Here is a 15808-nt window from a genome sequence, read left to right as displayed (position 1 = left end):
CGAGGGGCATGCTACAGAGCGTGCCGTCATGAGCAGCGAGAAGCGCGAAACGCCCGGAACTGAAGATTCCTTTGCCGCGATGTTCGAACGCGAGGCCCCCGCCATGGGCAACCGAAAGCGGGGAGGGGCCCCGAGGGTCGGTGCCAAAGTCGATGGCGTGGTGGTCCAAGTTGGCCGCGACTCCGTCTTCGTCGAGCTCGATGGAAAGCGGCAAGCCTTCTTCGACGCCGCGGAACTTCGCGCGCCGGACGGCACCATCTCCGTCAAAGAGGGCGACCGCGTCACCGCGCAGGTCGTGGAATCCGACGACGCCAAAGGGATCATCCGCCTCGGGCGCTCGATGGGCAAACCCGGCAGCCTGGCCGCACTCGAGCAGGCCAGAGAATCGGGCCTCGGTGTCGAGGGCAAGGTCACCGGCGTCAACAAGGGCGGTCTCGACGTCGACGTGGGCGGCATGCGCGCCTTCTGCCCCATGTCCCAGATCGACGTGCGCCGCGTAGAAGACGCCGACGCCAAAGCGCTCATCGGCCAACTGCTTCGCTTCGTGGTCACGGACATCCGCGACGGCGGGAAAAACATCGTCGTCTCGCGCCGCGCGTTCTTGCAGCAAGAGTCCTCCGAAGCGGCGGCCCGCGCGCTGGTCGACATCGTTCCCGGCGCGGTTCTTACGGGCACCGTCTCGAGCGTGCGCGACTTCGGCGCCTTCGTGGATCTGGGCGGCATCGAAGGCCTGATTCCGCGCTCGGAAATCGCACACGACCGCAGTGTCTCCGTCGACGACGCCCTCAAGCCGGGCGACACCGTGGAGGTGCAAGTCCGCGAGGTGAAGGACGTCGAGCCGGCCAAGGCTTCAACTGCCCGAGGCGCGACCAAGAAGATCACGCTGTCGCTCAAAGCGCTCACCGCAGATCCGTGGGCCGAGCTTGCGCTCGTCGAAGGGCGCGTCGCCCTGGGAACCGTCACGCGCGAGACCGAGTTCGGCCTCTTCGTGCGACTCGGTCCCGGCGTCGAAGGCCTGGTGCACGTCTCGGAATTGGGCCGCGGCACCAAGCCCGCCGAAGGACAGGAGATCCGCGTCGTCGTGAAGAAGATCGATCGCGCGTCGCGAAAGATCTCGCTCGTGCCCGCACCGGACGATGCTCAGGTCGGCGGCGTGGTGGCGACGGGCACGGTGAAGGTCGGCGCCATCGTCTCGGGCGCGGTGGAGCGCATCGAGCAGTACGGCCTCTTCGTCCAAATCGACGGCACCAAGGGCAAGGCCGGGCGCGGCCTCGTTCCCGTGGCCGAGATCGGCGTCCCGCGTGGAACGGATCTGCGAAAGTCCTTCCCCGAGGGCACGAAGGTCACCGCCAAGGTGCTCGAGACCGGCGACGGGCGGCTACGCCTCTCCATCAAGGGCGCCCTGGCCGATCAGGAACGCGGCGATTACGAAGCCGCGCGCGGCAAGGCGGCGGCCCCGGCATCGCTCGGTACGTTCGCCGATCTCCTCAAGAAGAGCACCAAGAAGTAAACGACGCTACGAAGCGCCCGCCGCAAAGGACGCGAACACCCTCTCGCGCTCGTCGAGGAACGCGTGCAGGCGTTCGCGTTCGGGCGGCGAGAGGCGCTCGGCGAGCCACGATTCGAGGGCCAGTCGACGGGGAAACGCGCGCCGTGCGGGACTGCCCGCCTCGCGGATCATGCGCTGGAGCTGCAGGTTGAACATCGGCTGCGCATCGTTGATCCAGAAGCCGACCCGATCGATGTGGGGCGTGTCGCCGCGCATGATTTGAAGCAGCTTCTCCGATACTTCCGGCCCGAACAGCTGCACCTGGGTGAAGTCGACGACGATGACGACTTTGCGCCCCGAGGCGGCGATGGTGCTGACCATCGTTCGCGTTTCTAGAAATTGCCGGTTGGCTTCCTCTTGCGACACCGGCGTTACCACCCACGCCTCGATGAGACGACCTACTCGATTGGTGACCGAATACACCCGTTGCTCCTCCCCGCCCGCGGTGTTCTCTCTGATTTAGGCAATCAGATCGATCCATTCGGCGCAAGTGAGGGACTGTCGTCTAACGGGCCTCGAGGGAGATCCAGCGCGGTCGCGCTTGCATGCGCGAGAGCCATGCAGCAATCGCCCCATAGCCGCGGAGATCGACGTGGAGTGGCCCTTGGGCGGCCTCGAGCCATGGAGCGACGGCGTAGTCGACCACGGAGAGGCGCTTAACGATGTACTCATGCACCTGCAGGTGCTGATCGAGAATGGGCAGGAACCGGGCGAGATCTTCCTCGGCGTCTGCGACAATCGTCGGATCATTTCCGCGCACACCGCGGAACGGCTTCACCAGCCGCTCCATGATCAAACGGTACAGTGCGGCCTCGGGATGGGCGGTCCACCATAGCAACCATTGGTCGAGCATCGCTTGCTCGCGTGGGTCGGTGGGGACCATCTCGCGATCGGGACGTTTCGACGCCAGGTACTTCAAGATGGCGCCGGATTCCCAGAGCACGAAGCCGTCATCCTCCTCCAAGGTGGGCACCTTCCCGTTGGGGTTCCGGGCGAGGTACTCGGGCGAGCGGAATTCGCGTTTCGCGAAATTCAGCGTCACGCAATCGATGGGAATGTCCAGCTCGGCGGCTAGCAATCGCACCTTGCGCGAGTTGGGGGATATGCTGCCTTCATAAAGTTTGGTTGCCATCGCTCTCTCCCTGGAGACTTAGGGCCGCAAAGTCCATCTCCGTTCATTTGGGGTAATGCGCACAGTGCCAACCCCAACCGAATCTTGTAGTCTATCGCTTGGTATGGATCGCAGGTTGGAGAGCAGTCGACCGCGCTACAGCGAGCGCGTGCCCGCCGTCGATGGGGAGCTTGGACCAGCCGAACAGGCCCGCCTCATTAGCCGCTATGGCCGTCGTGTTTCGGCCGGCGAGACGATTTTTCGCGAAGGCGAACCCGCCACCGAGGCCTTTTTGGTCCAGGACGGACGCATTCGCCTCCTCAAACGGGTGCGCATGGTCGAGCGGAGCTTGCTGCTCCTCAAGCCGGGCGATCTCTTTGGCGAGGCCGCGCTCCTCGGCGACACCCCGCTTTCGGCGATGCCCATTGGCGAGGTGTCCTTGCGGCAATCCGGCACGCTTTCCGCGGCGGGCGGCCTCGAGGACGCGATGATTCGCCGCCACGCGGAGGGGGCGGTCGCGCGCAATTCCACGGCGGTGGCATTGACCGACGCGACCTTGCTGGTCCTCAGTCGCAGCGCCTTTCGCGGCATGTTCGAGAACTACCCGGGGATTGCCACCCGGGTCATCGAGCAGCTCATTTTCCGGGTGCGCGACGCGGAAGACCAAATCGAGATCATGCTGCTGCGCGACACGCAGCTCAAAGTCGTGAGCGCTTTGTTGAAGCTCGCCCAACGGGCCATGGGCTCGGCGGAGATTGCCATGTCGCCCGTGGAGCTCTCCTCGCGCGTCGGGTTGGACGTCGACACCGTGAAGCGCACCGTTCAGCGACTTCGTGAGCAGCAGTACGTGCGCATCGTAGGCGAGCGCATCGAGATCCCCGATGTGGAGGCCCTACGGCGTTTGTACGTGCTTCTGGGCACCAAAGACGAGATCCACGGAGAGAGTACGCAGCGCTAAGTGCGCGTAGTTTCTTGTGAGAAACCTGCGTTCCATCTCTTCGTGTGGCGAGAATTTCACGGTCTCTGCCTGACCTTACGGACCAAAAACGGTACTTTGTCCTGCAAATACAAGGGCTTACGCGAATATTAACTCGGAGTTTTCGCGATTGACGCGCCGTGGCCGCTCGACTAATCCGGAACCCGCAAAAAACAAGGGAGCTCCCGAGTTGCGGTTGGCCATTATCAGGATGATGCGTCCGAAGTACCGGAGGTTTGCGTGACCACGGAATCGATCGGCAGTTTTCTAAAACGTCAAAGGGAGCTCAAAGCGATGAGCATCGCGGAGGTGTCGCGCGTTACGCGTATCCCCGCTGCCACACTTTCCGCCATCGAGAGCGACCACTTCGACGACTTGCCGGGAGAAGTCTTCGTCCGCGGGTTCCTGAGGTCGTACGCGCAAGCGGTAGGAGTCGTTCCCAACGAGGTTCTTGCTCGATACACGTCCAGCCGGCGTGTCGTCTTCGTGACGCCGCTTCCCACGCCGAGCCCGGTGCATGCCGCACGGGAAGGGCAGGGGCGCCGTTTTGGCGTGGCCATCGCGTTCGTGCTGCTGCTCATCCTGTTTACGCTGGCCCTCTCCATCGTGCTGAAGCCGCGTGGGCATGACATGCCCAAGGAGCTGTCGTTCCTACAGATGGACGACGCATCCAGCGAAATCGTGCACGTAAAACGAGGCTAACTCGCCACCTTTGGTGCGGCCAAATAAGGCGTAAACTTTCCCCGCGTGAAGGCGATTCAAACGGAGGCACTGCTCCTTCGGGCCGTGGCATACGGGGAGAGTGATGTCATTGCGACGTTCTTCACGCGGACCGAAGGGAAGATCTCCGCGCTATCGCGTGGTGCACGCAAGAGCGTGCGGCGGGTCGGGGGCGCGCTGGAGCCGGTCCACACTTTGCTCGTGTCGCTCGAAGATCGCGGGCGCGAGCTTGCCACGCTCAAGGAGGCGCGGGTCGTGAGGCAGCGTTCCGGCGTGGTGGGTGACTTGGATGCTCTGGACGCGGCGGGCGTTGCGCTTCGATGGCTTCGGCACGTCTGTCCGCCGCGAACGCCGGAACCCCGCGCGTGGGACACGATGAATACCTTGCTCGATGTGCTCGACGCACGCGAGCAGCCGCCACGTTCGGCGTTGGCCGCCGCAGCGTTGCGCCTTTTGGCGGACGTGGGGTACGCCCTGGAGCTCGAACAGTGCGTGCGTTGTGGAAGGCCTTGTCCGGCGGGCAAGGCGGCCTTCGTCGATCCATCGCGCGGCGGGCTCGTGTGCCAGTCGTGCGGCGGAGCGCGGATGCGGCTGGGGGGCGATCTTCGCGAGCGGGCGTTGGAGATTGCCGCGGGCGGTAACCCGGCATTGACGAAGGACGAAGCGGAGGAGCTGCTCGTGTTGGTCGACGCGACGATGGCTGTGCACGCACCGGGACTCGAATGAAAGTGCCTTACGACGTCATCACCTTTGGCGAAGTGCTCTGGGACCTTTTCGACGATGGGGAGGACACCTACCGCCGCTTCGTGGGCGGCGGCTCGTCCAACGTCGCGGTGGCGCTTGCCCGCGAAGGGCGCCGCGTCGCCGTGGTCGCCGGGGTCGGGCGCGATCGCTTCGGGGATGAACTGATCCGACGTCTCGACGAGTTCGGCGTCGACACGCAGTTCATGGTGCGCCTGGCCGAGCGCACCGCGCTCACCTTCATCGCGCGCAATGCGAATGGCGAGCCGCACTTCACGAACTACCGCCAGGCATCGGCGAACTTGGCGCTCGCGGCGCGGCACATCACGTCGTCGATGGCGCGGGCGCGGTGGGTCCATCTCGGCACGTGCAGCCTGATTGCGAACAGCAACGGCATGGTCGAGGCCACGCGCGCCTTCGAGACGCACGCCGCCCGGCACCGCGCGTACAAGTCCATCGACCTGAACGCGCGGCCGAACCTCTGGGCCAACCAGAACGCGGCCCTCGACGAGCTGGAGCGGCTTCTGCCCGGGTGCGCGCTCATCAAAGCGTCGCTGGGCGACCTGGTCGCGTTCGGCATCGGCATCGGTGACCTGAAGGACATCGCGCCCGACGCCGTCGTTCTGGTCACGCGCGGCGCGGAGGGGGCGACGGCTTACTTCGGCAGCTCCGGGCGAGTGTCCATCGCCCCCACGCCCACGACCCCCGTCGATGCGACCGGGGCGGGGGACGCCTTCATCGCGGGCGTGCTCGCGCACCTCGTCGAGAAGGAGGCGGGGCCAGGCTCTGCGGCGTGGGGTGACCCAAATCTCTGGACGGACGCCCTTTCGCGTGGGCATAGCCTGGGCGTGATTGCCGTTTCCAAGCTTGGAGGGACCTGATCGTGGCCGACCCGAGAATCAAATGCCTCAAGGTGCGTTCGCCGCGCGGCGCCACGGTGACCGAGATCGACTGGGGCGACGGTCACAAGGGCATCTACCCGCACGATATTCTGCGCGGCTACTGCCCGTGCGCCGGCTGCCAAGGCCACTCGGCGACCATCCGTTTCATCGAGTGCAGCGGCGTGCAAATCGAGTTGGATGACCTCGAGCCGGTGGGCAACTACGCCCTCGCGCTCAAATGGTTCGACGGCCACAACACGGGCCTTTACTCGTACCGCTACCTGCGCGCGCTCTGCCACTGCAACGAGTGCCAGCCGAACTACGCCGAAAAAGAGCGCCTCGAGCTCACTCGGATGTAGAACGCGGGCTCATGCAGGGGCAACGCGAGGACGGCCGCGAGGAACGGAAGAAGCTGGTCGCACGGGCCGGCATCGTCGGGGCGGGGACCCTGGTGTCGCGCGTTCTCGGTCTCGCGCGGGAAATGGCATGCGCCGCGCTGTTTCGCGTGGAGATGATGGACGCGTTTTTCGTCGCGTTCACCATCCCGAATGCGCTTCGGCAGCTTCTGGGCGAGGGGGCGATCACGAGCGCCGTGGTGCCCGTGCTGAGTGGGAAGCTCGCCACGGAGGATGCCCGCGAAAAGAACGCGCGCGCCTTCTTCGCCAACGTGCGCGGCGTTTCGCTGATCGCGCTGCTGGTGACCACGGTGCTGGGCATCGTGTTCGCGCGGCCGCTGACCGAGCTTTTCGCCGGCGGATACCGCACGCGGCCCGTCGAATTCGAGCGAACCGTGCAATTTACACGGGTCGTCTTCCCGTACATTTTCTTCATGGGCACGGCCGCTTTGGGCATGGCCGCGCTCAACGCCAAGCGGCGATTCGCCGTGGCCGCGTTTGCGCCGGGGCTGCTCAACGTCGCCTTTTTGCTGGCTGTGTTCCTGCTTCCGGGGCCGTTCGAGCGCGCGGGGATCGACCCGGGGCACGCGATGGTCGCAGGGGCGCTCCTCGGCGGCGCGCTGCAGGTTCTGGCGCAGTGGCCTGCGCTCCGCGCCATTGGCTACGCGAGCTGGCCGCGCTTCGATTTTTCGGATCCGGGGGTGCGTGAGGTCTTTCGGCGCATGGTGCCCATGACCTTCGGCATCGGCGTCTATTACATCGACTTGGTCCTGTCGCGCCGGTTTCTGTCGGAGCTCGGGCCGGGCGCGCAGAGCTATTTCTCCTGGGCCATGCGGCTGTGCGAATTTCCGCAGGGCATCTTCGTGCTGGCGCTGTCCACCGCCGCGTTGCCCTCGCTGTCCGCGTTTGCGGCACGCGGCGACATGCAGGAGCTGGGAAAGACGTACGCGCACGGGATGCGGCTGTCGCTGTTCGTGGCCATCCCGGCCAGCTGCGCGCTCGCGTTTCTCGCGGAGCCCATCGTGGCCACGTTGCTTCAGCGCGGCGAGTTCAACGCCTTCGCGGCGCGCGAAACGTCCCGCGCGTTGATCTGGCAGGGCGGGGCGATCTGGACGGTGGCCGCCGTGCGGCAGCTGGTGCCCGTGTTTTTCGCGCTGGGGAACACGCGCACTCCGGTCATCGTGAGCGCGCTCGATCTGGTCGCGTTCATCGCGCTGGCCGTGGGGCTTCGAGGTTCGATGGGGCATGCGGGCATCAGCGCGGCGGTGGCCGGTTCGAGCGCGGTCCAGATGGTGCTGCTGTTCGCGGCGCTGCGCTGGCGTCTGCCGGATCTGCACCTTCGGGAAATCGGGCGCTCGGCGGTGCGGACCTTGGCCGCGTCCCTGGTGGCGGCGGCGGCCGGAGCGCTCGCGGCGCGGGGGACGGCCATGCTGGGGCCAGCGGGCGGGACCTTCGAGCATGCCGCGCCCGGGGTGGCGGCCATGGTGGTCTTCGTGGGGGCGTTTTTGGTCTGGGCGCACCTCTTTGGCTCCCCAGAGCTCGCGCCGCTCGTGTCGGGGCTCCGCCGGCGGCTCGCTCGTGGTAAGGCAGCGCGATGACCGAGCCACGCATCGTCTCCGCCGCCTTCGTGGCCTCGTCGAGCGACCCCGGGAAGCTGCCCGCGCCTGCACTCGCCGAGGTGGCCTTCGCCGGCCGTTCCAACGTTGGAAAATCGAGCCTGCTCAACACGATGATGCAGCGCAAGAACCTGGCGCGCACCAGCCGCACACCCGGCTGCACGCGGCAGATCAATTTGTTCGAGGTGGCCTGGACCGACGGTCTTCACGTGCACCTGGTCGATCTGCCGGGCTACGGGTACGCAAAGCGATCGCGCACCGAGAAGTCGAGCTGGGGGCCCATGCTCGAGGGCTATCTCTCGACGCGCGGCGTGCTGCGCGCGGTGACGATCCTGGTCGACGTTCGCCGTGGCCCCGAGGAGGACGACCTGGAGCTGGTGGACTTTCTGCACGCGCTGGAGACGCCTCCGCGCATCCTGCTCGCCGCCACGAAGATCGACAAATTGTCACGGGCGCAACAGAAGCCCGCCTTAGAGAAAGTGAAGCGCCAATTCAAGGGGCCCATCATCGGTTTCAGCTCGGTCACGGGCGATGGCCGCGACGCCCTCTGGCAACGTCTTCGTCACGCCATTGCCATCGAGCCAGCGAACGAACACGAGTGACCATCGCAGAGTTGCACGACGAGATCTCATTCTTGGAAGAGTGCGGGCCACCCGGAGTTGCGATCTCTCGAGAAAACGAAGCGCGAGCACTTGGCACCATCTTAGCAATAACGTTGGACGGGCATCGCGCAGACGGCTCTCCCCCCCCGGGCCTCTGAGTGGTGCCTTTTTCATTTTGTGCCGTTCGCCATGTCGTCTGCGGCCCCGTAAGGAAAACGTAAGATGTGGCGATGCATGCTCGTGATCCAAAGGAGGTCACGAGATCATGTTTCACGCACTGTCTTTCCTCGCGGGCACCGCGATGCTCGGGTTCGTGCTGGCGTCCGGCGACGCGCCGCCACAGCCACCCCTGCATGCGCCGCCGCCCGAAGCCTTCGACGCGTGCACCGGCAAGACCGAAGGCGCCGCCTGCACCGTCACCTTCCGCGACAAGTCGCTCGACGGCAAATGCCTCGCTCCTCCCAAGGACGCGGGCGAGTCGAGGCTATTTTGCGCGCCCCCACATCCCCCCGGCCCACCGCCGCCGGATCACGCGCACGAATAGCTAAGAGCAGCCGCACGATTGCCGGTGCATGAACACCGGCGGCAACCGCACGATCTGCGGCGGGGTCGTCGGGTCCTCGATGCGCTCGAGGAGCATGCGCACGGCGGTGCGGCCGATTTCGCGGATGGGTTGCGCCATCGTGGTGATGGGCGGCTCCACGAGATCCGCCCATTCGACATCGTCGTAGCCGACGACCGCGAGGTCCTTGCCGATGCGCAGCTTGCGCTCGCGCACCGCGTGCAGCACGCCCACGAGCATCGCGTTGTTCGCGGCGACCACCGCGGTCGGAGGCTTCGGCAAATCCAAAAGACGATGGAGCGCCGTCGCGCCCAGCTTCGACACGGATTTGCCCGAGGCCACCAACTTGGGATCCCACGGAAGGCCCGCGCGCTCGAGCCCGAGGCGGTAGCCATTCACGCGCTCCGTCGATGTGCTGAAGCCCGACGCTCCGCGCACCAGACCGATGCGGCGATGCCCGCGCTCGGCCAGGTGTTGCACCAACGTGGCCATCGATTCCACGTTCTCGGGACCGATGCAGTCGAAGGGCGAGTCGTCCGGGATGCGGTCGACCAGCACCACGGGAAGCCCGAGGCGCGGCAGCTCCGGAAGCACCGTGCTCGCGCGCGAGGGAAGCAAGAGCAACCCATCGACGCGGCGCGCCTTGAGCATCCGCACCGCGTCGGCCTCGGTGTGGGCCTCGTCGTGCGTGTCGACCAGGAGCAGGGTGTGTCCTGCCGCCGACGCCGCGCCCTCGATGGCTTTTATTAACTCTGCGAAATATGGATTGGCCACCAGCGAGATGGCCACGCCGAGTGAGCGCGTGCCCGTGCCCGTGACCAGCGAGCGTGCGATGGCGTCGCCGGTGTAGCCCGTGCGGGCCACCGCTTCCAGCACGCGGGAACGCGTCGACTCGGAGACGACGCGCGTGTCGTTGACCACGTGCGACACGGTCGTGATGGAGACGCCGGCCAGCGCGGCGATGTCCTTCATGGTTACCAAGGGAGCGCCCGTCGTTCCTTCCTAGTAGCGTTGCGCAAACGTTTGCGCCAGCATATAACGAAAATATCGTGCCCGAAAAGGGCCCTCAGCAAGGAGGTAACGATGAAACGGTGTATTCGGGTCGCCATGGCGCTGACGATGGTCCTTGCTGCTGCAGGAGCAGCAGGATGTACCAAGGAACGCACCGGAGGGGACACGGCGCCGGCCGCCAGCGCCTCCGCGTCGATTTCCTCGGGCGGAGAGACCAAGCCGACCGGACGCGCCAAAGTCGGTTTGGTGACCAAGACCGATAGCAACCCGTTCTTCGTCACCTTGCGCGAGGCGGCGAGGGCGGAAGCTGCCAAGCTGGGGGCCGACTTCGTCGCGCTGGCCGGCAAGTTCGACGGCGACAACGATGGGCAGGTTACCGCCATCGAGAACCTGGTTCAGCAGGGTGTGACCACGATCCTCATCACGCCGAACAGCTCCACGGGCGTGCTTGGGGCCATCAAAAAAGCGCGGGACAAACAGGTACTTGTCATTGCCCTGGATACGGAAACCGACCCGCCGAGCGCGGTGGATGCCACGTTCGCCACGGACAACACCGCGGCGGGGCGCCACCAGGGTGCGTACGTGAAGGCAGCCGTGGGGGCGAAGCAGCCCGAGGTCATCATGCTCGATGGCACGCCGGGATCGTCCGTCGACACGCAGCGGCATACCGGCTTCCTCCAAGGGATCGGCATGGCCGATGGCGATGCGCACATTCGCGGACGTCAGTCGGTGAACGGCGACCAGAACAAGGCGCAACAAAGCATGGAGAATTTGCTCCAGCGCTCTCCAAAGATCAACGCGGTCTACACGCTCAACGAGCCGACCGCGCGTGGCGCCAATGTGGCACTCAAGGCGAAAGGGCTCGCCGCCTCCGTGGTCGTCGGCTCCATCGACGGCGGATGTCAGGGCGTGCAGGACGTAAAGGACGGGAAATACGCGGTCACGGTGATGCAGTTCCCCAAGAAGATGGCGGAGCTCGGCGTCGACGCGGCCGTGGAGTTCGCGAAGAGCGGCAAGAAGCCGAGTGGCTTCCAGGACACCGGGTCGATGGTCATCACCGACAAGCCGATGCAGGGCGTCGAGAGCAAGGACACCGCGTGGGGACTGGAAAACTGCTGGAAGTGAGGCTCGAACGCGATCGCGGGGGCGTGCTCGAGTTTGTCCTGCGCACGCCGGGGGTGGGCCCGGCGCTGGCGCTCGTGGTGGCCATCGTCGTTTTCTCGCTGACCACGAGCACGTTCCTCGCGATGGACAACCTGTCGCTGGTGGCGGAGCAATCGCTCGTCGTCGCCACGATGGCGTTGGGCCAGACGCTGGTCATCCTCACCGCGGGAATCGATCTGGCCAATGCGGCGACGACGGTGCTGGCGACCTTGCTCATGTCGAAGCTCGCGCTCTCGGAGGGCGCGGGTTTCGGTGCGTTGATCGCGGGCTTCGCCTTGGCGGCGGCCATCGGCGGCATCGCGGGGACGTTGGTGACGCGGGTGAAGCTTCCGCCGTTCATCGTCACCTTGGGGCTTTTGACCATCGTGACGGCGGTGGGGCGCATCTATTCGCGCGGGCAGAGCGTGCGGGTAACCGATCCGGTGCTCGGCTTTCTGGGGACGCGGCAGTTTCTCTTCGGGCGCATCGAGATCACGTACGGCATGCCGCTGGCGCTGGGCATGTTCGTGCTCATCTGGTACGCGCTGACGCGCACGGCGTGGGGCCGCCACGTGTACGCGATCGGCAACGAGCCCGAGGCGGCGCGTCTGTCGGGTATCCACGTGCCGCGCACGGTGCTCAGTGTGTATTTGCTCGCGGGGCTCGTGTACGGCGTGGCCGCGTGGCAGGCGCTCGGGCGCGTGCCCAACGCCGATCCCAATGCCTACCAAACGGGGAATCTCGATTCGATCACCGCGGTGGTGCTCGGCGGGACGAGTTTGTTCGGTGGGCGCGGGAGCGTGTTCGGCACGTTGGTGGGCGCGCTCATCGTGGCGGTGCTTCGCTCGGGCCTCACGCAAGCGGGGATCGACGATTTGTACCAAGACGTCGCCACCGGCGTGTTGGTCATCGCCGCCGTCGCCGTCGATCGATTCTCCCGCACCACGAGGCAGCGATGATCATGGCGGCAAACGAAACCGCGCTCTCGGCGCGAGGTTTGTTGAAGCGCTATGGCAACGTGACGGCCATCGACGGGGCGGATTTCGATCTGCTGCCCGGCGAGGTGCTGGCGGTGGTCGGCGACAACGGGGCAGGGAAGTCCAGTCTGATCAAGGCGCTGTCGGGCGCTCTGGTGCCAGATGCGGGCGAGATCCGCGTGGGGACGGAGCGCGTGCACTTCCGCGGTCCGCTGGATGCGCGCAAACACGGCATCGAAACCGTGTACCAGGACCTGGCGCTGACGCCCGCGCAGGACATCGCGTCGAACTTGTTCCTGGGGCGTGAGCGGCGGCTGCCGGGATGGCGGGGGGCGCTGCTGCGCATGCTCGACGTGAAAGGGATGCGCGCCGAGGCGGAGAAGGTGCTGCGCGAGCTGGGCATCGGCATTCGCTCGATGACGCAGCTGGTGGAGACGCTGTCCGGTGGCCAGCGGCAAGGCATCGCCGTGGCGCGGGCGGCGGCCTTCGGCACGCGCGTGGTCATCATGGATGAACCCACGGCAGCCCTGGGCGTGACGGAATCGGCCAAGGTGCTCGAGCTCATCGGGCGTCTGCGCGAGCGCGGGCTTCCGGTGGTGCTCATCAGCCACAACATGCCGCACGTTTTCGAGATTGCCGATCGCGTGCATGTGCATCGATTGGGCAAGCGCATCGCCCTGGTCTCACCGCGCACGCATACGATGAACGAAGTGGTGGGGCTGCTCACGGGCGCGCTGCGCCCCGAGGACGTCGGCCGGGTTCAGCCTTCCAGTTGACGCACGCGTGGTTGCGGGGCATGGCGGATGCCTCGCAACGTCGGCATGGTCGACATCAAGCTCGTGCGTTCTGGCAACCTCGAGATCGCCGTGCGGGCGGCAGGCAACCAGGACGATCCGGCCATCGTTCTGCTCCACGGGTGGCCGCAAAGTAGCCGCGCCTTTCTGCGGGTGATGCAGCACCTCGCGGACGAATTCTACGTGCTTGCGCCGGATCTGCCGGGAGTGGGCGGGTCGCGGATACCCGCGGCATCCGGCAGCAAGAGTCTGCTGGCTGGGCACGTGCGCGATGTCATTCAGGCGAGCGGTGCGCGTCCCGTCGTTCTCGTGGGGCATGACGTCGGAGGCATGATTGCGTTTGCATACCTGCGCCATTTCGCCTCCGAGCTGCGCGGCGCCGCGATCGTCGACACGGTCATTCCTGGCCTCGAGCCGGCGTGGTCGAAGGTTCTCTCGAATCCTCGGATTTGGCACTTCGCATTCCACGCGATCCCGAACCTCCCCGAGGTGCTCGTGTTGGGCCATCAACGAGCGTACTTCGATTTCTTCTTCGATGCGATTTCGCGCGATCGAAAGGCCATCCCCGACGAAGCTCGCGACGCGTATGCGCGAGACTACGAGCGCCCCGATGCATTGCGGGCAGGCTTCGATTGGTACCGTGCCATGTCCGCCGATGCCGAGGAAAACAAGAAACGAATCGCGGTGACGACGCCCGTGCTCAACGTCCGCGGGGACGCCGAGCCGGGGCCGATGAGCGACTACCTTCAGGGGCTTTCGGCCAGTGGGCTCGCCCAGGTGCGGGGCGAGTTCGTCGAGGGTTCGGGCCATTTTTCGGCCGATGAAGCACCCGACGCGCTCGCCCGGATCCTGCGGAGATTCGCCCGCGAATGCATCGGGGCCGTTTGAACGCGTTTACCCCTCGAGGTGGTGCGCGAGCAGGGTGGCGAGCCACTTGCGAAACTCGCGCCCCGTGCGCGTGCGGTCGCCGAAGCCGGCCACGCGCAGGGTGGGCTCACCAATGATGGCTTGCCCGAACAGCGTGAGGGCCGAAAGGATCACGGTGAACCGGGTGTCGCGGTAGCTGGGGGCATCACCGCGCTTGCGCCCGCGTGTGCGGAGAGCGTGCGTGATCTCGGCGATCTTTTCCCAGCCCGCGCGGGACGCCTCGGAGTCGAACGGATCGTAGCCGGAGAGAACGAGCCATGCGATGAGGCGCGCGTGGCCTCGCTCGTAAAGGACGTCGAAGACGCGGTCGAAGAGGGCCATGCCATTTGGCACGTCCTTCGTCTCGGCGAGCGTCGCGAGAAGATCGCTCTGCAGCCGCTCGACGGCGCGCTCGACGACGGCCTGGATGAGGCCTTCGCGATTGCCGAAGTGGTGCAGCACGGCGGGATGGGAGATGCCCACGTCGGCCGAGACCTCTTGGAGGCGAATGCTGGCCGGACCCGCCTCACGCAGGCGCCGCTCTGCGGCATCGAGGATCATCTGACGCGCCTCATCGGCGCTTCGTCGCGGGCGTGGCATTCCTGGGGTCTCCGTCATTGACAATTTTGTAAGTGGAGCTACTTACAAGATTGTAACAAGGAGGACGTCATGATGGACGCCATTGCGCGCCTGTACCTCGGGCGCCTTTTGCGCTCGCCGCGAGGTAGGGCCTTCATGCTTCATTTCATGGTCCAAGCCGAGGAAGGCGACGAGCTGGGGGTCTTCGACGCGCTTCTCGCGCGGGTGGACGATCCCGAGTTGAACAAGCTGGTCCGCGTGCACCGCGACGACGAGACGCGCCACGCCGCCATGCTGCGCGAGTGCCTGCAGAGAAATGGGCTCGAGCCCGAGCCGGTCCCGCCCGAGCTCCACGTGGTGGCACGCATCGGGCACCATGCCGGCGGCGTCGGCGAATCCTTCGTCGACGGCCGCGCGACCGTGATGCAAATGTACCTGTTGCTGCAGGTCATCGAGGAACGCGGCGTGCGGCAATTCCCCAAAATCGCCAAGGCGATGCGCCCCTTCGATCCCGAGAGCGCCGCCGTGATCGACCGCATCACCCGCGACGAAGAGCGTCACGTGAAATACGCCAAGGCGATCAGCCGCCGCTACGCCCCGGATGGGGACACACTGGAGCGCGAATTGACGCGCTTGCGCACGGCAGAGCGACGCGCGTTCGAGGAAAATGGCCGCGCCCTGTTGGCCTTCGCCGTCGAGCGCGGCCTCGACGCTTCCCACGGTCTCGAGCGCCTCGCATGGCGAGTACTCGCGACGAGCGCGCCATGCGAGCCTAGAGCGCTCCGTCAGCCTTCGTCACAGCATTGATAGTAGACGGCGCCGACCTTCCCGCCGCTGCAGAACTGCGTTTCGTAGCCGGCGTTGATGGCGGTCTTGTACCCCAGGCTCCTGCACGTCTTGTCCGCCCACAGCATGAGCGACGACTTCGTATGGCAGTACGATGGGTCGTGCTTTTCTACCCCGTGACAGTAGAGCGCGGGCGCGATGACATCGCCCGTGTTTGCCGTTTCGGTTTGGAGCGCTTGCGCGGCGGGTTCCGATTCCTCTTCCGACATGGTGGCCTCGGAGGCACACGCCATGGTGAGGGTCGAGAAGACCAATGCGAACGAGATTCCAAGTAGTCGTTTTGCGTTCATGAAGGGCGGGCCTTAGCAGGGGTCGTGCCCGCCCTCGCGCCGCGTATCGACGCGACTTCATCGAGGGAGGCACGCCCGCGTCTCGCTCGAAGGATTGAACCGGCGATCC

19 protein-coding genes are annotated in these 15808 nt (G+C 65.8%); 14 read left to right on the top strand and 5 right to left on the bottom strand.

The features are described from left to right. Positions 1–28 precede the first annotated feature (28 nt). Positions 29–1510: a S1 RNA-binding domain-containing protein gene (locus tag LZC95_21835; GenBank protein WXA99448.1), complete on the top strand. Its 1482-nt coding sequence runs from the start codon at positions 29–31 to the stop codon at positions 1508–1510. 6 nt (positions 1511–1516) lie between these two features. On the opposite strand, the gene LZC95_21830 is transcribed toward LZC95_21835, so the two are convergent. Both LZC95_21830 and LZC95_21825 read right to left on the bottom strand, forming a co-directional pair. Next, positions 1517–1870: a hypothetical protein gene (locus LZC95_21830; GenBank protein ID WXA99447.1), complete on the bottom strand. Its 354-nt coding sequence runs from the start codon at positions 1868–1870 to the stop codon at positions 1517–1519. Positions 1871–2054: 184 nt separating this feature from the next. Then, the gene (locus tag LZC95_21825; GenBank protein WXA99446.1) at positions 2055–2681 is read right to left on the bottom strand and encodes a glutathione S-transferase family protein; all 627 of its coding nucleotides are present in this window, start codon (positions 2679–2681) and stop codon (positions 2055–2057) included. Positions 2682–2796: 115 nt separating this feature from the next. Between LZC95_21825 and LZC95_21820 the strand changes: the two genes are divergently transcribed. The 8 genes from LZC95_21820 (at position 2797) to LZC95_21785 (ending at position 9135) form a co-directional block, all read left to right on the top strand. Continuing rightward, entirely contained in the window at positions 2797–3618 is an 822-nt protein-coding gene (locus LZC95_21820) for a Crp/Fnr family transcriptional regulator (GenBank protein ID WXA99445.1), read from the top strand. 312 nt (positions 3619–3930) lie between these two features. Beyond that, entirely contained in the window at positions 3931–4338 is a 408-nt protein-coding gene (locus LZC95_21815; protein ID WXA99444.1) for a helix-turn-helix domain-containing protein, read from the top strand. A 45-nt stretch (positions 4339–4383) separates the two neighbouring features. Beyond that, a complete protein-coding gene (gene recO, locus LZC95_21810) occupies positions 4384–5082 on the top strand; it encodes a DNA repair protein RecO (protein WXA99443.1) in 699 nt (232 codons plus the stop codon). Then, positions 5079–5978 carry a carbohydrate kinase gene (locus tag LZC95_21805; protein WXA99442.1) on the top strand — a complete coding sequence of 300 codons (900 nt, stop codon included), beginning with the start codon at positions 5079–5081 and terminating at the stop codon, positions 5976–5978. The genes recO and LZC95_21805 overlap by 4 nt, the downstream gene beginning before the upstream one ends. Before the next feature lie 2 nt (positions 5979–5980). Continuing rightward, positions 5981–6337 carry a DUF971 domain-containing protein gene (locus LZC95_21800; GenBank protein ID WXA99441.1) on the top strand — a complete coding sequence of 119 codons (357 nt, stop codon included), beginning with the start codon at positions 5981–5983 and terminating at the stop codon, positions 6335–6337. 11 nt (positions 6338–6348) lie between these two features. Continuing rightward, positions 6349–7971: a murein biosynthesis integral membrane protein MurJ gene (murJ, locus tag LZC95_21795; protein ID WXA99440.1), complete on the top strand. Its 1623-nt coding sequence runs from the start codon at positions 6349–6351 to the stop codon at positions 7969–7971. Further along, positions 7968–8591 (top strand): ribosome biogenesis GTP-binding protein YihA/YsxC, encoded by a 624-nt coding sequence (gene yihA, locus LZC95_21790; GenBank protein WXA99439.1) that lies wholly within the window; start codon positions 7968–7970, stop codon positions 8589–8591. Before murJ ends, yihA begins: the two co-directional genes overlap by 4 nt. A gap of 265 nt (positions 8592–8856) precedes the next feature. After that, the gene (locus LZC95_21785) at positions 8857–9135 is read left to right on the top strand and encodes a hypothetical protein (protein WXA99438.1); all 279 of its coding nucleotides are present in this window, start codon (positions 8857–8859) and stop codon (positions 9133–9135) included. Here the strand turns inward: LZC95_21785 and LZC95_21780 are convergent, their stop codons facing one another. After that, positions 9136–10125, bottom strand: a complete 990-nt coding sequence (locus tag LZC95_21780) for a LacI family transcriptional regulator (GenBank protein WXA99437.1) — start codon at positions 10123–10125, stop codon at positions 9136–9138. 111 nt (positions 10126–10236) lie between these two features. On the opposite strand from LZC95_21780, the gene LZC95_21775 reads away from it, so the two are divergent. The 4 genes from LZC95_21775 to LZC95_21760 are packed head-to-tail and all read left to right on the top strand — an operon-like array spanning position 10237 to position 13966. After that, the gene (locus tag LZC95_21775; protein ID WXA99436.1) at positions 10237–11289 is read left to right on the top strand and encodes a substrate-binding domain-containing protein; all 1053 of its coding nucleotides are present in this window, start codon (positions 10237–10239) and stop codon (positions 11287–11289) included. Next, entirely contained in the window at positions 11262–12266 is a 1005-nt protein-coding gene (locus LZC95_21770) for an ABC transporter permease (GenBank protein WXA99435.1), read from the top strand. Before LZC95_21775 ends, LZC95_21770 begins: the two co-directional genes overlap by 28 nt. Before the next feature lie 2 nt (positions 12267–12268). Beyond that, the gene (locus LZC95_21765) at positions 12269–13060 is read left to right on the top strand and encodes an ATP-binding cassette domain-containing protein (protein WXA99434.1); all 792 of its coding nucleotides are present in this window, start codon (positions 12269–12271) and stop codon (positions 13058–13060) included. A gap of 27 nt (positions 13061–13087) precedes the next feature. Further along, positions 13088–13966 carry an alpha/beta hydrolase gene (locus LZC95_21760; protein ID WXA99433.1) on the top strand — a complete coding sequence of 293 codons (879 nt, stop codon included), beginning with the start codon at positions 13088–13090 and terminating at the stop codon, positions 13964–13966. Between the two features lie 6 nt (positions 13967–13972). On the opposite strand, the gene LZC95_21755 is transcribed toward LZC95_21760, so the two are convergent. Continuing rightward, entirely contained in the window at positions 13973–14545 is a 573-nt protein-coding gene (locus LZC95_21755) for a TetR/AcrR family transcriptional regulator (protein ID WXA99432.1), read from the bottom strand. Positions 14546–14653: 108 nt separating this feature from the next. On the opposite strand from LZC95_21755, the gene LZC95_21750 reads away from it, so the two are divergent. Next, a complete protein-coding gene (locus LZC95_21750; GenBank protein ID WXA99431.1) occupies positions 14654–15370 on the top strand; it encodes a ferritin-like domain-containing protein in 717 nt (238 codons plus the stop codon). On the opposite strand, the gene LZC95_21745 is transcribed toward LZC95_21750, so the two are convergent. Next, on the bottom strand, positions 15349–15699 hold the full coding sequence (locus tag LZC95_21745; GenBank protein WXA99430.1) for a hypothetical protein: 351 nt from the start codon (positions 15697–15699) through the stop codon (positions 15349–15351). The two genes, LZC95_21750 and LZC95_21745, sit on opposite strands and share 22 nt — an antisense overlap. Between the last annotated feature and the right edge of the window lie 109 nt (positions 15700–15808).

It is taken from the genome of Sorangiineae bacterium MSr12523, from assembly GCA_037157775.1.
GTDB lineage: Bacteria > Myxococcota_A > Polyangia > Polyangiales > Polyangiaceae > Pendulispora > Pendulispora brunnea.
Note: the sequence above shows the minus strand (reverse complement) of the source record. Positions and strands in the feature narration are given on the sequence as shown.